Source organism: Shinella granuli (assembly GCF_004341885.1).
GTDB lineage: Bacteria > Pseudomonadota > Alphaproteobacteria > Rhizobiales > Rhizobiaceae > Shinella > Shinella granuli.
The window spans coordinates 329684-344717 of sequence record NZ_SLVX01000004.1 but is presented as its reverse complement, the minus strand read 5'-3'; the positions used below and the strand labels follow the sequence as shown (position 1 = coordinate 344717).

Here is a 15034-nt window from a genome sequence, read left to right as displayed (position 1 = left end):
GCTCGGGCTTAAGCCCTCCCGGCGGTCTCAGGCCGGCGCCGCAGTGGCCGACTTTTGCTCCGCCCCGTGGCCGGTTTTTACTCCGCCGTTGACACCGACGCGTATTTCACAATGAAACCACGCGTGGCCAACGCGTCGAGCACGCGTAAAAAGTCCAGTTCGTCATAGGGCAGAATGTCCACTTTGAGCTGGCGCGGCCGCCAGGCAAAACGCCCCTCCCGGTCGCATTGGGTCCAGAGGCCGGCGAACGCGAGGCGCAAGGGCAACCCCGTTTCCTGCTCGGCGTCGAAGATACCTTCATGCTTGAAAAATTCGGGTTTGATGGTGCGAATTCGTGCCATTACATCGCCCTCGCTGCGTTTCTCACCGCGGAACTGGCAACGTCGATGAACAGGTCCACCGTCCTGGTGGCGCCCATCCGCTGCTTGGCGATGATGAATTCAAGCTTGTTCTGGCAGGCCGCAAGCTTCTCCATGCGGTCGGCCTCTTCGTCGGCGTTCTTTCCCTTGGCCTTGCCGAGATAGTAGGCCTCGCGGAACAGGAAGATAACCGTATCGGCGTCCTGTTCGATCGAGCCGCTTTCCCGCAGATCCGAGAGCATCGGGCGCTTGTCGTCTCGGCTCTCGACCTGACGCGACAACTGCGAGAGCGCCAGCACCGCCACATTGTATTCACGGGCGAGATTGCGCAGGCCGGCCGATATCTCGGTGATTTCCGCCGTGCGGTTGCCCTGATAGCGTGCCGAGGCAGCGATGAGCTGGAGATAGTCCACCGCCAGCACCTTGAGCGGCGTGCCGGCCCGCTCGGCGTTCTCGGCCATGCGATCCACCTTGGCGCGGATCTCGGGCATGGACAGGCCGGAAGCATCCTCGATCATCAACGGAAGCGTATCCAGCTTGCGTTGCGCCAGGACGATCCTTTCGAAATCGGCTTCGCTGACGCGACCGGTCAAGAGGTCGGCATAGGCGATCGAACCATGTTCGTTGAAGGCAATGTCGGTCAGGGCACGCAAGGCTAAGGAGCGTGCGGCCATCTCCAGCGAGATAAATCCTACACCGGCACCGGCCTGCGCCGCCTGGATGGCGATGGAGAGGGCGACGGCCGTTTTGCCCATAGACGGGCGAGCGCCGATGATGGTCATCTCCCCCGCCTGTATTCCACCCGTGGCGCGGTTTACGTCGGTGAGGCCCCAGGTGGTGCCCGTGAGGCCGCCGCCCTGCTTCATGGCTTCAGACACTGCAGAGACAGCATTGTCCGAAGCCTCGCCGATGCTGAACAGGGTCTTGCGGTGCCTGCCACGGCGGAGAGCAGACGACACATCATCGAAGGTCTGGGTGGCGGTGCGGATGATATCCGCCGGGCTGGTACCTGGATCAGCGGCGGCGAGCAGCGCGCGTTCGGCCTCGCGCCCCAACGAGAAGCGCGCCCACTGGTGCATCATGGCGGGAACGCTGTCCTTCAGCCCGGCGGCGCCGCGCACGGTGCCACCGACCAGGCGGGCGAGGTACTCGGGAACGGGAATGCCGAGCTGCTTGGCTATCCGCTCCATGTCGACGGTCGCGGCCAGCACGTTGCGAACGAGATCCAAGCGGACGGAACGATATTGGTCTGCCGCCTGCTTCATGCTGGCGAACAAATCGCGGTGGAAGGGTTCGATGAAGTGTCCCGGCTCCAAAGAGCCGGGTACGTGTTTGACGTCACCGGAGAGGAGAAGGGCGCCAAGCACCTCCTGCTCCAGTTCGGGGATATAGCTGGCGTCAAGGGCGGCGCTCATTTAAGCGGCTTCCTGCTGATCGGAGGCGCGCAGGACTTCCACGCTGGAGCGCAGAACGTACCGAGCGTGGGTGCCGGCGAACGGGCCGCCGTGGTTCTCGTGGACGGTCTCGATGAGGAAGCCGAAACTCCTCAATTTGAAGATATAATGCGACCAGCGCGGGCCGGGGTGGTCAATCGGAGTGCACCCGGCCGTGCCGGCATTGATGAGATTGCGGAGAGCCCAGGCATCGCGGCCGATGACCGTCATGGGCTTGCCGTCGGGAAGAATGCGGGCGGTGATGGTGAGCTTTTTCATGCTGCCGTACCTCCAAGGCCATGGAGCTGGCAGACGGTCAGGGCGTGGAAATACGACACGCCGAACCTACGCATGACGGAGTGGGCCGCCAGCATTTCAGATTGAGTTTTGAGGGTGTTTTCGGTAAGGTTCGAAACATCAGCTCCGCCAAGATGCTGGATATTTCGAGCCTCGCCCCGGATACCCGTGGCGGGGTTCTTCGTTTTCATCGTCGCCCCCTTATGCCGCGCGCGTCTGCTTAGCGGCTTCGATGACGCCAAGGATTTCGGAGCGAGGCCACCGCGGATGGTCGCCAAGGCGAACAGCTTTCGGGATACGGCCCTTCTGAAGGAGACGGTAAAAGGTGGGGATGCTGACCGTCAGGAGTTCGGCGCTTTCCTTGGCCGTCAGCAGCGGGTCATGGGCATTCATCTGCTTTTCCTCGTTTCGATCCTCGCCGCGTTTCAGTGAGCGGGCATGAGGAAGTTTGAAAACGAGGAGAAAGGTGAGCGCTGAAAAATGCGCAGTCTATTCAAATGTTTGCGCAATTCGTGCGCATTTCCTGTTCATTTTTTTGCGAAATAAACTTGCTTGCGCGTGAAATGAACAGTCGTTCTGGTAATTGCGCAGGACTGAACAGCCCCCCCGTGCGCATTTCCTGCACAATTAAGCGCGCTTTCTGCCTTTGGCAGTTCCAAGTGTTCCGTAGGCTTCGCGGGCTATTTTGGAGGAGATGCCATTCTCCTTGCAGTATGATTCGAAAGCCCGGATGGTTCGCTTCGGCGGATTCCAGTTCGACAGCAGGGCGAGAGCCGCCGTGAAGGTTTTGTTGCTGCTTTGCTGCATGGGCGTGGCCGCGGTGGCGTCAGCCATTCGGTGGTCTGCCAGGAAAGACGCGAGATCCGCGTCGTCCACAAATATGTACATGAACCCGGCACCGACAGACGCCGTAGAATACGGTTCGGTCGGAGACATTCGGCACCGCATCCACCGATGCGCTGTGGATGGAATATTCCACCAGAAAGGCTGTGTGTCGGTCAGGAACTGACCGCCTTGAGTGGGCAGGAGAGCAAACTTTATCTTACCATCTCGAAGTGCTGCGCCGAGTTCGGCGGAGACCTTGGCCCAGCGAGAAAGTGCCGCGCCGCGGATAGGATTCACGCGCTCGATAGTCGTCAACGCCATCATATATTGCTCATCCGTCAGCACCGGCCGGCGCGTCGGACCCGGCGTGAAGCGGATACCAATCTCCGGGTGGTTCTCTCGAATAACCCGAGCAAGAATATCGAGAAGGTGGACCTCGATCCAAAAAAGCGGCTTAGGCGTCGTTCGTTCCTCGCCGTCGATGTAAAACACGTCCCTTGGATATGGCAGCTCCGTCATCATCTCCGCGCCGGTCCAGTCTGACGGGAAAAGTGTCTTTCCTAACTGTCTGGCCGCTCGACCAAGAAACACTTGACCGTAGGCGTCACCCGGCCAGCCAAGTCCACCGATCCAGAATAGTTTGTCGTCAATGTCCACCATCGCAGCACCTTGCGAAGCACCGTGTTACCGCAGGGAAACCAGGCGGTGCATCCTGGCTTGTCGGCTGGCCGGCCTATCCCTACGGGTTCCGTGTCTATCCGTTCTCCACCAAGCGCAGGAGTTTTCCGCTCCCGCCCGTGACGTGGCTCGCCCATCGCTCCAAAAGCTTCCGACGCTGTTCAAGGAAATCAGTTCGCCTATAGGCGCGCTCCACTTTGCCGCCGACCACATGGCCCAGCGTCGTCTCAGCCACGTCGTATGGCGTATCCGTGGTTTCTGCGATCCAGTCGCGAAGGCTGGAGCGGAAGCCATGCGGGCGAGCTGCCATCTCGCGGCGCTCCATCAATCGGGACATGGTGGCATCGGAAATCACCCCTTTGCGGACGCTAGGGAAGAGATAGCCATCGCGGGCGAGCGGCTTGGCTTGCTCGATGATTGCCAATGCTTCCGGCACCAGTGGCACGCGGAAATCGGGCGTCTTGTCCTTGCGCCCCTTCTGGGCTTCGCCGGGAATGGTCCAAATGTCGCCGTCGATCTGATCAAAGCGAAGGAAGCGAAGCGGCCCAGAGCGCACGCCGGTCAAGATCAGCAACCGCAATGCAAGGTGAGTGATAGTGCCATCGGACAGCGAAGCGTAGAAAGCCGGAACCTCCGCCCATGGTAGAGCCGGAATGTTCTCCGCCTTGTGGCGCTGCTGGCCGAGAAGTGCGCGGGCTTTCTCCGTTGCCTGCAAATCAACATCTAGCCCCAGCGCTGCCGCGTGGCGAATGCAGATCGCAAGGCGATTAAGCGCCTTCCGTGCCGTCTCTGCCTTGGCGTGCCAGATCGGGGAGAGTGTGTCGCGAATGTCCGTCTGATCGATTTCCGCAACCGGCACCTTTCCGAGCTTCGGCAGGATATGAAGCTCCAGCGGAGTGAACCACCGGCCGGCCTTGCCGTCACCCTTCAATTCGGCCTTCCGGCTCTCAAAGGCGTCTTCGGCAATCTCCTGTAGGATATGCAGCTTCTTCGCTGCCTCGCGCCGCTGCTTCTCCCGCTCCTTGATCGGATCGACATTTGCGCGAACAGATGCGCGCCATTTGTCGGCCGCCTCGCGGGCTTCCTTCAAGGAAACGTCCAGAAGTGACCCAAGCCCCATCTCGCGGCGTCGGCCGTGGATCGTGAGGCGAAGCACCCATTGCGCCCCGCCGTCGTCGCGCTTCACCAGCCATAGACCGCCGCCATCGGCATGCTTGCCGGGAGGAAGCCCAACAACGCCTCTTGCGGTTAACCGATTGGTCGCTCGCATTCGTTTCAGCCCCGTTTTGCATCCCCCTGCCAATCCACCTTTCAATGTGAGCATGGGTGAGAAGAGATGAAAATATACGATCCTGAACGAAACACGAACAGGGCTGCTGGTCAATGGGTCTGATAAACGGTGACAGGAAGTGAATTACGCTGATATTCCAATTGGATGCCGCCTCCGGGCACCATTAATTTCTTCAAAGAAATCAATGATTGCCGCGAAGCCGTATTCAATCTGAACGGTTTTCATGTTGCGCAGTGTCGCAGCATCAGGACAATGTGCGTCCGCAATCGAAGGTGACCTTGCTCAGAAGGTCCGCCGGCACCTCGATATCGACCATGGCAGCGGCGACGAGTTCGTCCCGCTTGGCACGGTTTTCATATCCCTTGATTGTCGCAAGGTCGGTGCTGCTCGCAGTGGCTATCCGCCCCGCATTGGCGGAGCATATGCCCGCAAGCGTCTCTACGCGCGCGGTCTTCACGGCTTCGGCCCGTGCACTGGTGGTGGAAACCCATCCCGCGTTGAAGGCGATGATCGGCGCAGCCACGAGGCCAAGAACGAAACCCACCATATAGGGTTTTGCTTTTTCGAAGGTTTGACTGAATGACATGACTTTATTCCCTCTAATCGATGATTATCGGGATCGATACGGCCCGCGCTCGGACCTGGAGCCAATGGCAATCCGGACTATTTCAGTCTACGCCTCAAGTCGTAGAAAGCAAATGAAATTCCTGTATTTTCTTGGAAAGTCTGCGTGAATTATTCCAAACGAAATAGAAATATTCCGGCTGCGCGGTTGAATCGATCAAAGGGACGTTCAATCTCGGCCAGATTTTCTGAAAATATTCATTCGAAACTTCAAACCTCTCCGTAGCTTGACGAAATTTTACATGCCTTTCGTGTCCGTCGGCTCTGATTTCTCGGCGTTCTGTTGCTGGGCAAAGAGCGACCATGCGGCGATGAAGAGGGCGGCGATCAGGGGGCCTATCACGAAGCCGTTGATGCCGAACAGCGAGATGCCGCCGACCGTGGAGATCAGCACCACATAGTCCGGCAGCCGCGTGCCTTTGCCGACCAGCGGCGGACGCAGCAGGTTGTCGATCAGTCCGATGACCAGCACGCCGATGAGGACCAGGATCACGCCCTTCAGCCAGGCGCCCATGAGGAACAGCCAGATCGCGGCCGGAACCCAGACGAGCGCGGCGCCGATTGCCGGCAGCATCGACAGGAAGGTCATCACGACGCCCCACAACAAGGCGGCTTCGATTCCCAGGGCCCAGAAGGCGATGCCGCCGATCGTGCCCTGGATCATCGCGATGATGATATTGCCCTTGACGGTGGCACGCACGACGGCGGCGAACTTGTCGACGAACTGCCGCGTATAGTCGTCGCTCAGCGGTATCGCGTGGCGGATCGTCCGGCCGAGGGCGGCGCCGTCCCTGAACAGGAAGAAGAGGAGATAGAGCATGATACCGAAGCTGATGAAGAATTGCAGCGTGTTCTGACCGAAACTCAGCACGCTGCCCGCAATCGACTGGCCCGCCTCCATGAAGCCCGAGGATATTCTCTCGCGCAGTTCGGCGAAGCCGCCGAGCCGCAGCGAATTCAGCCAGTTGTCGACAAATGCCGGCAGCGAATCCTGGATACGGGTGAAGTATGCGTTGAGGTCGATCTCGTTGCTGCTGATCCGCTGGTAGAGGCTGGTTCCCTCCTGGATGAGGGACCCGAGGATGATCATCGCCGGAAGGATGACGAGGCAGATGCACAACAGGACCGTCAGCAGGGCGGCGATGCCACTGCGGCCGCGCAGCATGCGTTCCAGCCGGCTGTGGACCGGAAAGAAGATGATCGCAAGGATGACGGCCCAGAAGACGGCGGTGTAATAGGGCAGGAGAAGCCAGATGAAGGCGATCGTCACAAGCGCCAGAAGGACATAGAAGCTCGTACGCTGAATAGACATGTCTGCCTTGTCGGCTGGGGCCGGTCTTTCCTTCCTGCAAGACCAGTGCAGGATTTCTCACGTGGACAATAGCTGCGTCATGCCATCATGGCCAATGCGAAACCGTCCTGCGGGAGCCGCCGCTATCACGCCAGCTCTTCCGTCACGACCTCGAACCGCTTCAGGCCGGCCGGCGCCAGTATCCGGCTGCAGGCGTTGCCGAAGACGTCCAGATATTCCCAGGCCTCGATCGGCCGGTCGAGGGTCAGGGCCTGTTCGGTGAGCAGATCCGCGCGCCGGCTGGGGTGGATGCTGAGAACAAGCAGCATCGCCGTCTCGTTCTCGCATTCGTAACCGATATCAAACCCGGCGCGTATTTTCATGGTGCCATACCCTGGAAGAGCCGTTGTCAGGCCGCTCAGGCCGCAACGCTTTCGCGCGCGAGACGTTCCCGCCGGGGTATGTCGCCTTGGGCAAGTCTATGCTTGCCTGGCCTTTCGGTTGGCGTAGCGCAGATCGCGGGCGGCCTTTCGTGCCGCTTCGTCCTCGATCACGCGTGCGACACGCGCCTTTTCGGCGCTCTCGCGGGCTAGCGTTTCGGCAAGCGCAGCCGCTTGTGCGGCCGCCTGCTGTTCGGCTGCCTCGGCTTCGAACCGCATCCGCTCTTCCAATCTTACCCGCTCGCGCTCGAGGCGCCGCTCCTCCCGTGCCGCGGCGATGAGGGTCCGCTCCGCCTGGCGCGCCGCTCTGGCGGGGGCCGCGGTAACCTGGGCCGCATGGTAAGCTTTCAGCAGCGCCGACTTCGCATCGGCTGATGCCGTGCGGCGGTCGGAAAGCTGGTTGTCTCTCGTGTTCTTCAAGTCGTCGTCCTGTCTATTCTGGTGTGGAGGTGATCATCGTGCGCCGGCGCGCTTGGCGAGGAGAGCGGACGTGGCGGACGCACGGTCCTCCAGTTCCTTGGCAAGGCGTGCTTCCCGAAGCCGCAAGGTCTTGGCCTCGCGGGACTGGGTGATGGATGCAAGCTCCTGCACCGCCTCGTCCTTTGAAAAGAACGGCGCCTGGATGGCGCTGAACGCAATCTCCGCCTTCTGGCGCGAGAGGCTGTATTTTTCTGTCATGGGAATTCCGGTGGTGAGGCCCGGCAAGCGAGCGGAAAACAAAAGGCCAGGCGATATGCCTGGCCTTGCGTGGGGTGGGCGTGCTTCCGGCAGTGCCAGTACATCCGTGGTCAAAGGAAAGCACGAGACCCGATCAGGCGGCCTGGAGATTGCAGGCCGACATCTTGCCCGACTTGTTGTCGCGCTCCAGATCGAAGCCGATCTTCTGGCCTTCGACGAGATCACGCATGCCTGCCCGCTCGACGGCGGAGATGTGGACGAACGCGTCGGCGCCGCCATTGTCAGGCTGGATGAAGCCGAAGCCCTTGGTGGAATTGAACCATTTAACTGTGCCAGTGGTCATGACGAACCCTTTCATAGCAATATTGAGAAACCGCCACGCCAGGGCGCCGCGGATGATGATAGCGATTTTGAAAGGAAAGGTTCGTTCAGAACGCGGTGTCAGCCGCGTGACAAGCAAAGCTCAGCAAGCAAATTCGATGAGGTGTTGTACCGCGTTTACAGCGGTGCGTCAACCATTAGTTTTTCCAGTATTGCATCTCGTCAAAGGGTTGCATCGGCATTGCATCCTGCACGCCCCCCCGCCAAGTATGGGCCACGTGCCGGCGGAAGCGCGAATTGACCTTAATTGAATCCTTGCTAACCGCGCGCGGGAGGCTCACACTGGTTTCTTCAGCAGCCATGTCACGGGCACTGCTGTTTGAGGGTTGGTTACCCTGGCCCCAATCAAAGGAGGACGACATGTCTTCCGACGCTGAAGTTTCATCACGCGAAATGGAAATGATCCGGTCCGTGCTGCACACGGCAGGCTACAGTTCGGATGTCCTTGTTGATGATGGGCAAAAATTCAACACTGCCACCCGGCTGCTGATGCAGTTGGTCCTCTCCGGCGAAGCCTCACCGCACGCGCTGGCGGAGCAACTGGAACGGTCCTTCGGTCGTCCGGTAAAGTACAAGGTACTCTTTGCCCCCCTTCTGCCCCGATACGCCATCCAGGGGCTGCCGCTCGTTCGCAGGACGGCATTTCGCCCGATCAGCAGGCCCCTGAGGTCCGGTGAGAGCGATCTGCAGGAATGGGAGAATGAAGGCGGTGCTCCGTACCATAGGTCCGTGCACTGATCGGACAGCGCCAAGGCACGCAAAGCACCCAATGCGAAAGGAGGGCGGCATGCCCTCCCTTTCTCCAGGATACGCGATCAATCTGTGATCAGGAGATGTTGCCCGGGCCAACGTCCACGACAGTTCCATCCCGCGCCAATGCCTCGTCAATCTCTGCCGGCGACACCTGAAGGAACTGGCGCCTGGCCATCGCGACCGAGAGCGCAGGAATCTCAAGGTGGGTTGCCACCCTCCGATACGCCGTGAAGCTCAGCCCCTCTATCAACTCCTCGTCAACGACCAGGCGATAGGTGCCCGCCTCCAGGGGTTCCGAAAGGGTTTCCAGACGAAACGGATTGGTAAACGTGATTTCGGTCTCAGTGGTTCTTTCGATCATTTGAACACCGCCTTACCACCGTCTTTGCCGTTGAGCATCATCACAACCATCCCTCGATCAGGATGTAGACGATCATCGCAAGGCTCGCTGCGGACAAGACGTAACCGGCCAGGGTCGCGACATCGTGTTTTCTGGGCTGGTGGAATAGGGAAGACATGGCGTCCTCCTCGCTTGGGGCCAGGGTAATGAACCCTCAAACAGCAGCGCCCGTAAGATGGCTGCTGGAATGAATACAGTGAACCCATTTCCCTCCTTTGGCAACAAATCGTTTCGGTGGTTCAGAGGCGCGCCTCGAAGATCGGCCGTCGTTTGCAATTGAACATGCGGCATGCCCTTGTTTTCGACACAGTGGCTGCCTATATCCTGTCAATCGGCATTGCTGATGAGCGCTGGAAGATTTCTGCCGCTCGCAATCGCCACAATCGCTTCATGCTTTTGACCACGGATGTACTGGCACTGGTAGACAAGCGATTATGAGGAAGGTCGGTGCGGTTTCGCCCCGACCTTTTTTGTTGGCTGCCCCTGCGGGGATGGTAAGCGGACGGGGCTCAACAAGGCCGGTCGTCAGCGCGTCAGTTGTTCAATCGCGGACAAGTCGCTTTGGAGCTGAATTTTCGCGAGCGGCAACTCGGCAAGGAGGACGAACCCCTCCTGCCGATAGGAGACAGACGCCTCGCCGAAGGCTTGCAGGCTGGAAACGATGAGGCGCGAGCCAAAACCCTTGCGGTGCGGTTCGGAACTTTCAATGCGCGGACCATCGATTTCCCGCCAGCACGCGACGAGCGTCTCTATTCCATCGCGGCGCTCGATGTCCCACGTGATTTCGACATGCCCCTCTTCGTTTGACAAGGCGCCATATTTCGAAGCGTTCGTGAGCAGTTCGTGAAAAACCATTGCAAACGACAGCGCCGCCTGGGGCCCGAGACGAACATCAGGCCCACCTGCCCTGATACGAGAGCTCCCGTCCAGCCCGATATTCATTCCGGCGGCCGCCACGACATCCGCGAGCGTCGCACTTACCCAATCCTTCTGCAGCAGGATTTCATGGGCCTTGGCATAGGCTGCAATGCGCAACTGGAGCTTGTCGGTCGCATCGTCCAGCGAAACCGCATTGCGCAAGGACTGCGTCACGATCGCCTGGACGACGGAAAGCGTATTCTTCATGCGGTGGGCGAGCTCGTGCATGAGGAGACGCTCACGCTCCGCCCGTTCGCGTTCCCCGGTTCTGTCACGGAGGATTTTGATGAAGCCGATGGTCTTGTCGTCGGGCGCGCGCAAAGCCATCATCTCGCCCGAGGCCCAGAACATCGTGCCGTCTGCACGCAGATGCCATCGCTCGTCACTGCCGCGGCCGCGGTTGAGGGCTGCCGTCATCTCCTTCTGCGGAATGCCCTTTTCCCTGTCTTCCTGCGTGAAGAAAACCGTGGCCGGCTTTCCGATCATGTCCTCGGCTGTCCAGCCCAGTATGTTGACGGCGCCTTCATTCCAGCTCGTCACGAGACCATCGAGGTCCATGGATATGATGGCGTAGTCGATCGCGCTCTGCACGATCGCTTCAAGGAAGCGCTCTCGTGACGAAATCGTTTCGGCATTGCCTGCTATCTTCATGAAGGTCTCTCGAATTCGGCCCTGAGGCATGTCAGGCCACGGATCATAGCGCTTACGCCGTCATATATGTGCATATATGTGCATGCGGAGTGCGGCCGAAATCTAGCGGCTATTCATTGCTTTAAAGCACGCGGTGATTTGATCGAAGCGGAATGGTTTCGAAAAGAACTTTGTCCCGGGAGGCAAGTCTGTGCCCGTTGGCTGTATCCGGCCGGATGCCACGATGATTCCGACATCGGGAAAACGTTCGGCAACTCTTTGGGCCAGATCAATGCCCGTCAGCTTGCCCGGCAGCTGGATATCCGTAAAAAGCAGATGGATCGTCTGCTCGTTCATGATCTCGACAGCGTCGTCGGCCGAGCCGGTGTCAACGACATCGAAACCCGCCTCCTGCAGCGCGTCAACCAATGTCAAGCGGATCAGCACTTCGTCTTCCACTACCAGAACTGTGCGCACGAGGTTCTCCTGTCAATGGTCACAAACCCCTGGAACCACGCAACGTTCCTTCTTTGATCAACGGCACTTTGATCTGCATGCATTGTCCGGGAAAGCGCGACAGGTCGAGCCGTTTCCGCGCGCCTGATGCGGGCCGTGCCCTGCCGGCACGAAACGACCGCAATTGAGGACTTGCCAATGCGGAACATCAAGCGCAAGGTTCATATTCCAGCAGCCATTGACAAGGGCGCTGCTGTTTGAGGGTTGGTTACCCTGGCCCTGAAAATGAAGGAGGACTCGATGTCTTCCGCTTTTCTCCACAGGCAGCAACGATACGTATGGCCCGCCGCGAGCGGCTATCTGTTTCTTGCAGCCAGCCTGGTAACGATCCTCGTTGTTATCGTCGGGGGGCGGCTGTGGTGATCCTCATCTTCAAAGGCCCCGATGTTCCTGGAACGCAACGCCGAACCGTCCTCCGGCAGATTCTCAAAAACGCCGGCTATGAGACCCGCAGCCTTACGCCGGGACAGGAGACCGGTAGCGAAGATGCGGCAAATCTGATCCGCTTGATCAAGTCGGCGACGATCGATGCTGGAACCTATCCTCTCTCCCGCAAGGCGCGCGCGCAGGAGCAGCGCCTCAGCGTCGAGGTCTGGGAAAACGAGGGCGGTTCCACCGCCGCGTGGCCACGATGTCCAATCGTCTGACAGCACTGTTTGTCGTCGTGGCTTTGGCCGCCGTTTTTGTTTGGGCCTACCGCCCGGATCAAAGCCGCTATGATCGTCTTCATCCCTCTCAATCGCGTCAGCCGGCATCGTCGCAGTAACGATCCTTCATCAAGGCAGAACACACATGGAAGACGTAAGAACCGAGATAGCTGAACGTGTGAAGAATATTATCGTCGGGCAGTTGGCCGTCGAGAAATCGAAGGTCGTCGATGATGCCTCGATCGTCGACGACCTGGGTGCCGATTCCCTGGAGGTGGTCCAGATCGTGATGCTCATCGAGGACGAGTTTGGCATTACCATTCCCGATGCGCCGGCCGAGGAATTCCTGACGGTTCAGGACGCCATCGATTTCGTGGTCGCATCGCAGCCGTGACAGGGAAGCGCTGTCTGGGCGGACGAGCAGCCGCTGCGGGACAGAGGAGTTGATGGATGACGGCAACCAGAAAGCCGACGAAGGCGAGCGCGGAGAAAAAGGCGGCGGAGACGAACTCCATGGCAAGGCGGATCATCGACCAGGAGGCGGCAGCGCGTGAAAAGAAGACCGCGAAGCTGCGCATGCTGCGACTGGCGAAAGAGGCGGCCAATCCCGCGCCCCTGCCGAAGCTGAAGCGAAAATAGCGATCGGAGGCATGTGTGGCCAAAGGCGCGCGGCAGAAACGGTCGATGGAAACCAAGCGTTATGCCATTCGTATGCAGCCCAATCTCGAATGGGCGATCTATGATGTTTTCACCGGAGCGACCGCCAAGCCCTCAAGCTGGCCGCTTGTGGACCTGCCGCTCGAAAAGGCGCTTGAATATTGCGGCTTTCTCAATTCCATCGATCGGTTTCGGCGCAGTTCCCGGCAATAACGGCGGCACAGGCTGGCCCGCCTTCATGCACGCCGCCTTCCCGCGCCCGGATGCCGCTCTAACCGGCTGAGCGCGCCGCCTCCTCCAGGGCCTCCCAGCTTTCATCCATGGCGTAGGTCGGGGACAGGAAGGGGATGCCGATATGGCCGTAGCGGATGGAGAGCTGGCGTTCGGCGGTTTCCTCGTCGACGCGGGCGATGCGGGCGAGGTAGATGACGGAGGCGAGGCCTGTCCGGTCGGCGCCGGAGCGGCAATGGATGAGGATCGGGCGCGGCGCGTCCCTGAGGAGGGTGGCGAGTTCGTCCGCCGCCTTGGGGTCGAGGCGCTGGTCGGCCTGCATGGGAAAATCGATGAGGGTGAGGCCGAGGCTCCTGGCCGCGGCGACCTCGTTCCTGTACCAGGCCGCCCGCTCGTTCCGTCCCCTCAGGTTGACAATGGTGCGGATCCGGTAGCGCGCGGCATAGGCTGCGATCTCGCCCGGCGTGGGCTGGTTCGAGCGATAGACCTCCCCGGGCACCACGGTGGCGAAATTGCCGGTCAGCTGGATCGCCACCAGATAGCTGCCGAGCGCCACGCCCAATGCGCCACAGGTGAGCGCACCCCATTTCAAGAACCGCTTCATGCCTGCCTTCCCTGCCGATCGTGGCGGCAGGATCGGGCGTGCGCCTGACAGGAGCCTGAACGTCAGCGGCAAGGATAACGTCGCGCGCTTCCATCACCGATTTCGATGGATCTGTCAGCGAAACTGGCGTGAATGACGGGACGAAACCGGTTAGGTCTTGGGCCGCGTCATCGTCGATGCTTGGGTCCAATCCTGCCGGAGTGATGTTCCATGTCCTTCATCGAAAGCCTCAGCCCGCGCTCGCTCCGCGCCCCGGAAAGCGGGATCGTCGAAGTGGTCAATTATGCGCGCGGGCGCGAAGGGCTGATCCCGCTCTGGGTCGGCGAGGGAGACCTGCCGACGCCGGATTTCATTGCCCGGCCCGCGGCCGAGGCGCTGCTGCGCGGCGAGACCTTCTACACCTGGCAGCGCGGCATTCCCGAGCTGCGCGCCGCCCTTTCACGCTACTATGCCCGCCGTTTCGGCGCGGCGCTTCCCGACGAGCATTTCTATGTCGTCGGCTCCGGCATGCAGGCGATCAAGCTGGCGATCGAGGCGCTCGTCTCGCCGGGCGACGACATGGTCTATCTGACGCCGGCCTGGCCGAATTTCGCGGCGGCAGCGGAGCTTTCGGGCGCCAACCCCATCGCCGTGCCGCTCGCCTTTGCCGGCGGGCGCTGGCAGGTCGACCTTGAGCGGGTAGAAGCGGCGATCACGCCGAAGACCCGCGTGCTCTTCGTCAACACGCCCTCTAATCCCACCGGCTGGACGGCGACGCGCGAGGACCTTGCCAGCCTGCTCGCGATCGCGCGGCGCCATGGCCTCTGGATCATGGCCGACGAGATCTATGCGCTCTATCACTATGCGGGCGGGCGGGCGCCCTCGTTCCTCGACGTGATGGAGGAAGGCGACAAGGTCGTCTTCGTCAATTCGTTCTCGAAGAACTGGTCGATGACCGGCTGGCGCGTCGGCTGGATCGTCGCGCCGCCGGAAATCGGCCAGGTGCTGGAGAACCTGATCCAGTATTCCACCTCGGGCGTGCCGCAGTTCCTGCAGCAGGGCGCCATCGTGGCGCTCGACGAGGGCGATGCCTTCGTGCAGGCGAATATCGACAAGGCCACGACGAACCGCGACGTCTTCTGCGACGCGCTGATCGCCACCAACCGCGTCGAGACGCTAAAGCCGGACGGGGCGCTCTACGCCTTCCTGAAGATCGACGGCGTGACGGATTCGCGCCTCGCCGCGCTCGACATCGTCGACCGCACCAATGTCGGCCTTGCGCCGGGCACGGCCTTCGGGCCGGGTGGCGAACTCTTCATGCGTGCCTGTTTCCTGCGCGATCCCCGGCAGGTCGAGGAGGCGGCGGAGCGCCTCGCCCGCTACATCGCGGCGCGCTGACGGC

At 60.5% G+C, this 15034-nt stretch carries 23 protein-coding genes and 1 pseudogene; 7 read left to right on the top strand and 17 right to left on the bottom strand.

All coding sequences use genetic code 11. The features are described 5' to 3' along the window. Window positions 1–77: 77 nt before the first annotated feature. The 13 genes and pseudogenes from EV665_RS10040 to EV665_RS09980 form a co-directional block, all read right to left on the bottom strand. Complete coding sequence (locus EV665_RS10040; protein ID WP_133033984.1) at window positions 78–341, bottom strand: hypothetical protein; 264 nt, start codon at window positions 339–341, stop codon at window positions 78–80. Further along, window positions 341–1774 carry a replicative DNA helicase gene (locus EV665_RS10035; protein ID WP_133033983.1) on the bottom strand — a complete coding sequence of 478 codons (1434 nt, stop codon included), beginning with the start codon at window positions 1772–1774 and terminating at the stop codon, window positions 341–343. The genes EV665_RS10040 and EV665_RS10035 overlap by 1 nt, the downstream gene beginning before the upstream one ends. Next, window positions 1775–2071 carry a winged helix domain-containing protein gene (locus tag EV665_RS10030; protein ID WP_133033982.1) on the bottom strand — a complete coding sequence of 99 codons (297 nt, stop codon included), beginning with the start codon at window positions 2069–2071 and terminating at the stop codon, window positions 1775–1777. After that, a complete protein-coding gene (locus EV665_RS10025) occupies window positions 2068–2280 on the bottom strand; it encodes a hypothetical protein (RefSeq protein WP_133033981.1) in 213 nt (70 codons plus the stop codon). The genes EV665_RS10030 and EV665_RS10025 overlap by 4 nt, the downstream gene beginning before the upstream one ends. 10 nt (window positions 2281–2290) lie before the next feature. Further along, the gene (locus tag EV665_RS10020) at window positions 2291–2482 is read right to left on the bottom strand and encodes a helix-turn-helix transcriptional regulator (protein ID WP_133033980.1); all 192 of its coding nucleotides are present in this window, start codon (window positions 2480–2482) and stop codon (window positions 2291–2293) included. 234 nt (window positions 2483–2716) lie between these two features. After that, window positions 2717–3574 (bottom strand): hypothetical protein, encoded by an 858-nt coding sequence (locus EV665_RS10015; protein WP_133033979.1) that lies wholly within the window; start codon window positions 3572–3574, stop codon window positions 2717–2719. 94 nt (window positions 3575–3668) lie between these two features. Further along, complete coding sequence (locus EV665_RS10010; RefSeq protein WP_133033978.1) at window positions 3669–4862, bottom strand: tyrosine-type recombinase/integrase; 1194 nt, start codon at window positions 4860–4862, stop codon at window positions 3669–3671. A gap of 265 nt (window positions 4863–5127) precedes the next feature. After that, window positions 5128–5469, bottom strand: a complete 342-nt coding sequence (locus EV665_RS10005) for a hypothetical protein (protein WP_064328777.1) — start codon at window positions 5467–5469, stop codon at window positions 5128–5130. A 276-nt stretch (window positions 5470–5745) separates the two neighbouring features. After that, window positions 5746–6819, bottom strand: a complete 1074-nt coding sequence (locus tag EV665_RS10000; RefSeq protein ID WP_133033977.1) for an AI-2E family transporter — start codon at window positions 6817–6819, stop codon at window positions 5746–5748. A 161-nt stretch (window positions 6820–6980) separates the two neighbouring features. Then, a pseudogene (locus EV665_RS09995) lies at window positions 6981–7181 on the bottom strand (transglutaminase family protein); the annotation flags it as partial. Between the two features lie 96 nt (window positions 7182–7277). Continuing rightward, window positions 7278–7658, bottom strand: a complete 381-nt coding sequence (locus EV665_RS09990) for a DUF6481 family protein (protein ID WP_133033976.1) — start codon at window positions 7656–7658, stop codon at window positions 7278–7280. A gap of 33 nt (window positions 7659–7691) precedes the next feature. Further along, the gene (locus EV665_RS09985) at window positions 7692–7916 is read right to left on the bottom strand and encodes a hypothetical protein (RefSeq protein WP_064328773.1); all 225 of its coding nucleotides are present in this window, start codon (window positions 7914–7916) and stop codon (window positions 7692–7694) included. A 133-nt stretch (window positions 7917–8049) separates the two neighbouring features. Beyond that, window positions 8050–8259, bottom strand: a complete 210-nt coding sequence (locus EV665_RS09980; RefSeq protein WP_064328772.1) for a cold-shock protein — start codon at window positions 8257–8259, stop codon at window positions 8050–8052. A gap of 398 nt (window positions 8260–8657) precedes the next feature. Here EV665_RS09980 and EV665_RS09970 point away from each other — a divergent pair, with 398 nt between their 5' ends. Beyond that, window positions 8658–9035, top strand: coding sequence for a hypothetical protein (locus EV665_RS09970; protein ID WP_133033974.1), 378 nt, complete (start codon window positions 8658–8660; stop codon window positions 9033–9035). 88 nt (window positions 9036–9123) lie between these two features. On the opposite strand, the gene EV665_RS09965 is transcribed toward EV665_RS09970, so the two are convergent. After that, on the bottom strand, window positions 9124–9411 hold the full coding sequence (locus EV665_RS09965) for a hypothetical protein (RefSeq protein WP_133033973.1): 288 nt from the start codon (window positions 9409–9411) through the stop codon (window positions 9124–9126). Between the two features lie 321 nt (window positions 9412–9732). Between EV665_RS09965 and EV665_RS32295 the strand changes: the two genes are divergently transcribed. Then, window positions 9733–9888: a hypothetical protein gene (locus tag EV665_RS32295; protein WP_162853021.1), complete on the top strand. Its 156-nt coding sequence runs from the start codon at window positions 9733–9735 to the stop codon at window positions 9886–9888. Between the two features lie 87 nt (window positions 9889–9975). On the opposite strand, the gene EV665_RS09960 is transcribed toward EV665_RS32295, so the two are convergent. Next, window positions 9976–11019, bottom strand: coding sequence for a sensor histidine kinase (locus tag EV665_RS09960; protein WP_133033972.1), 1044 nt, complete (start codon window positions 11017–11019; stop codon window positions 9976–9978). A 102-nt stretch (window positions 11020–11121) separates the two neighbouring features. After that, a complete protein-coding gene (locus EV665_RS09955) occupies window positions 11122–11475 on the bottom strand; it encodes a response regulator (protein ID WP_064328767.1) in 354 nt (117 codons plus the stop codon). 395 nt (window positions 11476–11870) lie between these two features. Here EV665_RS09955 and EV665_RS09950 point away from each other — a divergent pair, with 395 nt between their 5' ends. The 4 genes from EV665_RS09950 (at window position 11871) to EV665_RS09935 (ending at window position 13031) form a co-directional block, all read left to right on the top strand. Then, window positions 11871–12161 carry a hypothetical protein gene (locus EV665_RS09950; RefSeq protein WP_064328766.1) on the top strand — a complete coding sequence of 97 codons (291 nt, stop codon included), beginning with the start codon at window positions 11871–11873 and terminating at the stop codon, window positions 12159–12161. Window positions 12162–12306: 145 nt separating this feature from the next. After that, the gene (locus tag EV665_RS09945) at window positions 12307–12555 is read left to right on the top strand and encodes an acyl carrier protein (RefSeq protein ID WP_133033971.1); all 249 of its coding nucleotides are present in this window, start codon (window positions 12307–12309) and stop codon (window positions 12553–12555) included. A gap of 56 nt (window positions 12556–12611) precedes the next feature. Further along, window positions 12612–12800 carry a hypothetical protein gene (locus tag EV665_RS09940; RefSeq protein ID WP_064328764.1) on the top strand — a complete coding sequence of 63 codons (189 nt, stop codon included), beginning with the start codon at window positions 12612–12614 and terminating at the stop codon, window positions 12798–12800. Window positions 12801–12815: 15 nt separating this feature from the next. Next, window positions 12816–13031 (top strand): hypothetical protein, encoded by a 216-nt coding sequence (locus EV665_RS09935; RefSeq protein ID WP_133033970.1) that lies wholly within the window; start codon window positions 12816–12818, stop codon window positions 13029–13031. Window positions 13032–13089: 58 nt separating this feature from the next. Here the strand turns inward: EV665_RS09935 and EV665_RS09930 are convergent, their stop codons facing one another. Next, window positions 13090–13653 carry a dual specificity protein phosphatase family protein gene (locus EV665_RS09930; protein ID WP_133033969.1) on the bottom strand — a complete coding sequence of 188 codons (564 nt, stop codon included), beginning with the start codon at window positions 13651–13653 and terminating at the stop codon, window positions 13090–13092. A gap of 210 nt (window positions 13654–13863) precedes the next feature. On the opposite strand from EV665_RS09930, the gene EV665_RS09925 reads away from it, so the two are divergent. Beyond that, entirely contained in the window at window positions 13864–15030 is a 1167-nt protein-coding gene (locus EV665_RS09925) for a pyridoxal phosphate-dependent aminotransferase (protein ID WP_133033968.1), read from the top strand. The last annotated feature ends 4 nt before the right edge of the window (window positions 15031–15034 follow it).